General features: G+C 45.2%; 6 protein-coding genes. 2 read left to right on the top strand and 4 right to left on the bottom strand.

Annotated elements, in window-relative coordinates:
- Positions 1-62: 62 nt before the first annotated feature.
- On the top strand, positions 63-209 hold the full coding sequence (locus tag QT987_RS06525) for a hypothetical protein (RefSeq protein ID WP_333238328.1): 147 nt from the start codon (positions 63-65) through the stop codon (positions 207-209).
- Positions 202-1,848 carry a mucoidy inhibitor MuiA family protein gene (locus tag QT987_RS06520; RefSeq protein WP_333238326.1) on the top strand — a complete coding sequence of 549 codons (1,647 nt, stop codon included), beginning with the start codon at positions 202-204 and terminating at the stop codon, positions 1,846-1,848. The genes QT987_RS06525 and QT987_RS06520 overlap by 8 nt, the downstream gene beginning before the upstream one ends.
- A gap of 91 nt (positions 1,849-1,939) precedes the next feature.
- Here QT987_RS06520 and QT987_RS06515 read toward each other — a convergent pair whose 3' ends face one another.
- The 4 genes from QT987_RS06515 to QT987_RS06500 all read right to left on the bottom strand — a co-directional run bounded on the left by QT987_RS06515 (position 1,940) and on the right by QT987_RS06500 (position 4,881).
- Complete coding sequence (locus tag QT987_RS06515; protein ID WP_333238324.1) at positions 1,940-2,431, bottom strand: YajQ family cyclic di-GMP-binding protein; 492 nt, start codon at positions 2,429-2,431, stop codon at positions 1,940-1,942.
- A gap of 138 nt (positions 2,432-2,569) precedes the next feature.
- Positions 2,570-2,986: an MAPEG family protein gene (locus QT987_RS06510; protein ID WP_333238334.1), complete on the bottom strand. Its 417-nt coding sequence runs from the start codon at positions 2,984-2,986 to the stop codon at positions 2,570-2,572.
- Positions 2,987-3,001: 15 nt separating this feature from the next.
- The gene (locus tag QT987_RS06505; protein WP_039887610.1) at positions 3,002-3,505 is read right to left on the bottom strand and encodes a hypothetical protein; all 504 of its coding nucleotides are present in this window, start codon (positions 3,503-3,505) and stop codon (positions 3,002-3,004) included.
- A gap of 278 nt (positions 3,506-3,783) precedes the next feature.
- On the bottom strand, positions 3,784-4,881 hold the full coding sequence (locus QT987_RS06500; RefSeq protein ID WP_333238322.1) for a phosphotransacetylase family protein: 1,098 nt from the start codon (positions 4,879-4,881) through the stop codon (positions 3,784-3,786).
- Positions 4,882-6,000 lie beyond the last annotated feature (1,119 nt).

Raw genomic sequence — 6,000 nt, 5'->3', positions numbered from 1 at the left:
ACAACAAACTACATTGAAATTTAGTCGGATTTAACTGTAGCATATTTTGGGTTCCAGTTAAGATGCGTTTACCCTGGGGTTATGAGCCGATTGCTAGCAGCGAATTGCTGCCCGAATTAGACTTATCTTTGTTGAAGCGTTGCATTTTATTTGCGTCGCCATTGGAAGCACTAAAAGAGTTTCGTAAAGGCATTAGTAGCAATGACTGATTCGTATTTACTCAATCAGGATAATATCAAAACACTGGATACTCGCATCTGTGAAGTTACAGTTTACACCGATCGCGCTTTGGTGACGCGCCGCGGTACGGTATCTCTGATGGGAAACGAGCGAGAATTGGCGATCGCCTCTCTCCCCGCAACCCTCGACACAGAGTCAGTCAGGGCCACGGGTGCGGGTACAGTTGCAGTGCGATTGCTGGGAGTGCGAACCGAAACAGTGTTTAGCAGCGAACCAGTGGGCGATCGCACCGCCGAATTAACCCAACAAATCCAGGAGTTACAAACCCAAAGACGGGCAATTAACGACAAAATAACCGCCCGAAAAATTCAGCTCAAATTTGTCGAAGGTTTGAGCGACAAAAGCGTCGGTTTCTTTTCCAGCAGCATCGCCAAACAGCAGGTAGGTTTAAACGAAACTGGCGAATTGCTCAATTTTTTAGGAACCAATTACCTAAAATATGTAAGTGCGATCGCCCAACACGAAAAACAGCAGCGCGAATTAGACAAGCAAATAGAAGCTTTGCAGCAACAGTTGCGCCAAGTACAAACTCCCCATTCCCAGCAAAGCTTTAACATTATTGTTGCCATAGAACCCAGCGGCAGCGGCAATTTTGAACTAGAAGTTTCCTATGTAGTCATGCGATCCCGTTGGACTCCCCTTTACGACTTGCGAGTAAACACTACCAACAACCAAATTAATCTCAATTACCTAGCCGAAGTCAATCAAAATACAGGCGAAGATTGGACGGGAGTAGCGCTGACTTTATCTACAGCAAAACCCGGAATGGGAATGCTACCCCCCCAATTAGAATCCTGGTATATCGATATTCTTCGCTCAAAATCGCCTCCAGCAGAATTTCACAGAGCGGGAATGACAAGAAGTATGGCATCATACGATTCTAAATCAGGTGCAAACGAAGTAGCATTAGCCATGATGACTGAGCCTAGTGTTTCTGCAGCACCCGAACCCATAGAAGCTCAAACCCCCACAGCCCAAATATCGAAAGAAGGCGGCACCGTCTCATTTCAAGTAGGGGGAAATACCAACATTCCCAGCGACGGCACACCGCACAAAGTTACTATTTTCGGCGAAAATTATCCGTTTAAACCTGAATATATAGCCGTCCCGCGATTAGTCACTTTTGCCTATTTGCAAGCAGTTGTGGTGAATCCGCTGACAGGTGCAACTCTGCTTCCCGGTAAAGCAAATATCTTTCGCGACAACACTTTTGTCGGCAGTGTGCAGTTAGAAAATGTTTCCCCCGGCCAAGAATATAAACTGAATTTAGGAATAGATGAACGGTTAAAAATAGAGCGGGAATTAGTAGAAAGACAAGTAGATAAAAAACTGATCGGTCAGCAGAGGCGCACGAGTTACGCTTATCGCTTAAATGTGACAAACTTGCATCAGGTGCAGGTACACCTGACACTACAAGAGCAATTGCCAGTCAGCCGCAATGAACAAATTAAAGTGCGATCGACTCTCACTAATCCGAAGATAGTAGCAGGTGAAATGGGACTGCTAGAATGGATAATGTCTCTGCCGCCGCAAGCAAAGCAAGAGTTATATTACCAGTTTGTTGTCGAACATCCTCCCGACTTAACTGTCACGGGTTTAGATATTTAATATTAAGTAGGTAAAAAGTTGTTTCTAATCAGGACTTTAGTCCTGATTCGTCACCACGTATGAGGACTGAAGTCCCGATAAACTATCAAATTTACCTGTAATTGGTAAACTGCAAAGCCATCGGATAGTCTTCTTGCTTCAAGCGTTGAATCACCAACTGCAACTCATCCTTATCCTTAGCCGAAACGCGCACTGCATCACCTTGAATCGAGCCTTGAATCTTTTTAAACTCATCTCGAATTAATTTAGTGATTTTCTTGGCAATTTCCTGGTCAATCCCTTTTTTCAGTTTGATTTCTTGGCGTACTCTAGTACCACTAGCAGCTTCAATTTTCCCATAATCAAAAATTTTCAGAGACAAATTGCGCTTGGCGGCTTTAGTTTGCAAAACAGTGTGAATTGCATCGAGAGTAAATTCACTGTCGGTATTGACAGTAATGGATTCTGCGCCCAATTCCACGGTAGTTTTGGTATCTTTCAAGTCGTAGCGGCTTTTAATTTCTCGCTCTGTTTGGTCAACAGCGTTAACTAATTCTTGCCGATCGAAATCGCTGACAATATCAAAGGAATAACTAGCAGCCATAAATTAGTAATTGGTAATGGGGCATTGGGCATTGGGCATTGGGCATTGGGCATTGGCCAAACAGGGCATTGGGCATTAACAACTAACCAATAACCAATAACCAATAACCAATAACCAATAACCAATGACTACTGAAAATTAGCCGTTAACAGCCATTAAACTGAAATAGAATAAAGAAACAGTGCAAGAAGAACTAATCGCAAACATGAGCGATCGCCCCAGCGGCACATTCAGAATATAGAAAACCGAAAACAACAACCGGGCGATCGTAAAAGCGATCGCAGCCCAACCCGCCGCCTCCGAATCTACCCCCGTCACAAAAGCCATCAAAGCCGCCGCTGAAAACAGCATAAACGTCTCAAACGAATTTTGGTGAGCCCAAGTTGCCCGCTGAGCGTAAGCAGGCAACCTCTCAAACATAGCGCGGGGGGCTGCTTGGTCGTAGCCTAGCTGCAAGCGGGCGAACGCAACCACCAAAAACGGTGCGTAAACCAGCGCAGCAGCAGCAGCAATACAATCAAGCAGAATAACCGACACAGGCAATCCCAACACCATCATCCGCCTCGCAGTTCAATCAAAATAGAACAGAGTAACCACCTTGCGCTGTTCCTCCGCATCCTGGCAAGTTTTCAGCAAAGTGTGGCTTTCGTGAAAAGCAAAACATATCAGTTGCTGACAGCGAGAAATAATCTCCTGATTGCACATGGCGCTTGCTTCCGGGAGAGACAAGCTATCATTTTTGGGATTTTCTACCAAATGTATCACTTGTTCGAGTTGGTCGCGAGACTCCCGGGGCTGGCGACTCATGCTTTGTGGCAAAATCACCGTCAGCAGATTAGGATCTGCTCGCATCGCCCCCCGAATTGCGGCTGAATTGGTGCCTGTAGCGCCAGAAGTGATGAGCTGATTGCCTCCCAGAACTATGGCGTAGCTCAGCATCTCAATTAGCTGCTGGTGGGTAATAGGAACGTGGCGAGAACCCAAAAGAGCAATCCGCTTGGAGCTGGTTTGCTGGATCGCCGCAAGTTCTTGTAAAAAATCATCTACTCTGGGTAGCTCAATTGATTGACTCAAAGAATTTATTAAATTAAATAAAACTACGTTGTGGATTTTAGCAGACTCACTAGCCATTGCCGCCAAAAAGAAGTTAAGAATTGCTGATTGACGGGCTCAGACTAGAGGATCTGGAGATTTGAGTTCGCCTGAAGGCAGAATGTCTCAAGACATTCGGCAGCCGGAGCTCTAGGTAGAATTCAAGAAAAATTGAGAATTTAAGAATTTTACCTTTTTATTTATTTAAACAAAAAGTTCTCTCTGCCGAATACCTTCTTCCCTCAGCTCCGGCTCTCTTCTTAATGGACTCGATCGCTCAGGCCCAAGGATGCCATCATGCCATCAAGGTCAAAATGTTCTGCCATTAGCTGAGTAACGCATTCCACCTTGATCGGTTCGTGCAGGCGCACGCTGCCAAAGGTGCTGTCGATAATTTCTACCGTGGTTAAGGTATCCAAATCAACAGACAAAACCGGAATTTCCATTTCTTCGGCCCTGCCAATCACCAGGGGAGAAGGAGGCAAGTGGCCTGTCAAAATTAAGCACTGAGTCGAGCTCTCCAGAGCCGCTAGCTGAATGTCCGTGCGATCGCCCCCCGTCACCACCGCCATATTTCTCGCTTTGCGGAAATACTTCATAGCCGAACTAACATTCATCGCGCCAATTGTCAAGGTTTCCACCATCAAGTCCAAACGGTCTCGACGGCACAGCACATCAGCTTTTAATTGGTGCACCAATTCTTTGACGCTGACACTTCGCAGCAAAGCACTTCTCGGCAGCATTCCCAAAACTGGAATACCCGCAGCCTCCAGAAAAGGCCGCACAGTCGCCGTTACCGATTCGAGTTTGTCCGAGGGAACGTCATTGAGTACCACGCCCAGCAACCGCGAACCCAAACGCTGTTTAGCCGACAGCAAATCGTCTATATACAGATCGATCGGGCGAGCTACCAACAGCACAGAGGCATCAACTGTCTCAGCGATTTGAGCCAAAGACAAGTCAAACAGACTGCCTTCCTCCAAATTAGCTGGGCCTTCTAACAGCGCCAAGTCTCCGCTGGGAGCTTGCAAATATTGCGCTAAAGACTGGCGGTAATCTGTCTTGTCTTCTCCGCGCAAACGCTTGTGAACCGTCTCTTCATCCAAATACAGCAGTGTTGACGGCATCTGACTTTCTGAGAGATTCAGCGTCTCTACGGCGAACCGCACGTCTTCGTCCTCTATCCCAGCTCCGGGCGAGCTCAAACAGGTTCCCAGAGGTTTGCCGTAGGCGACGGCCAGTCCTTTTCCCCGGAGTCCGAGTGCCATCCCTAGGGCGATGGCAGACTTGCCACTGTAAGCTTTTGTGGAACCGATCAGCAAATATTTAGTCAATTTGGGTACGCCTTCAATCCTCAATGTGCACCTGTCTATTTCAATAAATTTAGTTTTTCAACAGTATTTCTGAACTGAGCCTCAATTTAGAAATAATATATTATACTCGATTATACTCGATTTTGTCGCTTTTGGGCAGATTGTTTTTTGGCGAAAATTTTTTATTTACCTGTTCGCAACCATTTTCTTCCCATTCTTTTTACTTGATTTTGGAAAACCAGTTTTTAAATTGTTTGTTTTACCAGCAGTTTTTGATAATTATTTATCGCCGATTATTTTTTTAAAAATGATTTAGAATTATAAATTTTTAGTCATGTTTATTGCTATAATTAGATGTTAATACCGACTTTTATAAAATAAATATAACAGGGTATAAGTGGAAATTTGACTAAGAAGCTGTTATCCATTTAAATTGTGTGTCAAAAATCAATCAAATTATTGTGGGATGGGCACGCGAGCCCGTCCAGAATATGCAATTTAAACGCGCAACAGCTTAGGAATAACCTATTAATAGGGCTTGGTGCAGTTTTTGTTTGGTATATACCAATCCTCGCATCATTTGTGAATTTCTTACCCCCTCCGCTTCGTAAGGGGAGGGTTGGGGTGGGGTAAAAAAAATACGACTCCTGCAAGGATTGTTATAATACAGGTATTTTGTAGGAATCAAGCCCGGTGCTTGCCCGATCATTCTTGCATATAATCGACAATCGATATAGCAATCATAAATCATTCATGTAAATTTGTAGGGGTAGTGCTAAGAGTGCCTACCCCCTATCTATCGGGGCAACCGGGCGTGGGATTGCCCCTACAATAATTACGCGAATGATTTAGGGTTGCTATATGTATTATTAGTTATTCATTATTAGTGCGATCGCCCGCTTTAAAGCTGAACACTGGCAATGCGAGCAATAAGCTCCTTATAATCGGGATTCTAGCTTCTAAACACATAAATTGTCGGGCGGCGTGGGCTGGAATTTCGGCAGCCTTTGGGCTGATTGCGATGCTAGGCAGATCGCCGTCAAGGGCTGTAGATTAATTTTCCTTGGGCGGATCTACAGCGCTTTCCTCTCAGCTACCGAGTCGCAAAATTTGAACGAAATCGGACGGCGCGATTCGCCTAACGGCGATAGCTTCGCTCGCGCG

This window comes from Microcoleus sp. SVA1B4, from assembly GCF_036700545.1.
Taxonomy (GTDB): Bacteria; Cyanobacteriota; Cyanobacteriia; order Cyanobacteriales; family Microcoleaceae; genus Microcoleus.
Note: the sequence above shows the minus strand (reverse complement) of the source record. Positions and strands in the feature narration are given on the sequence as shown.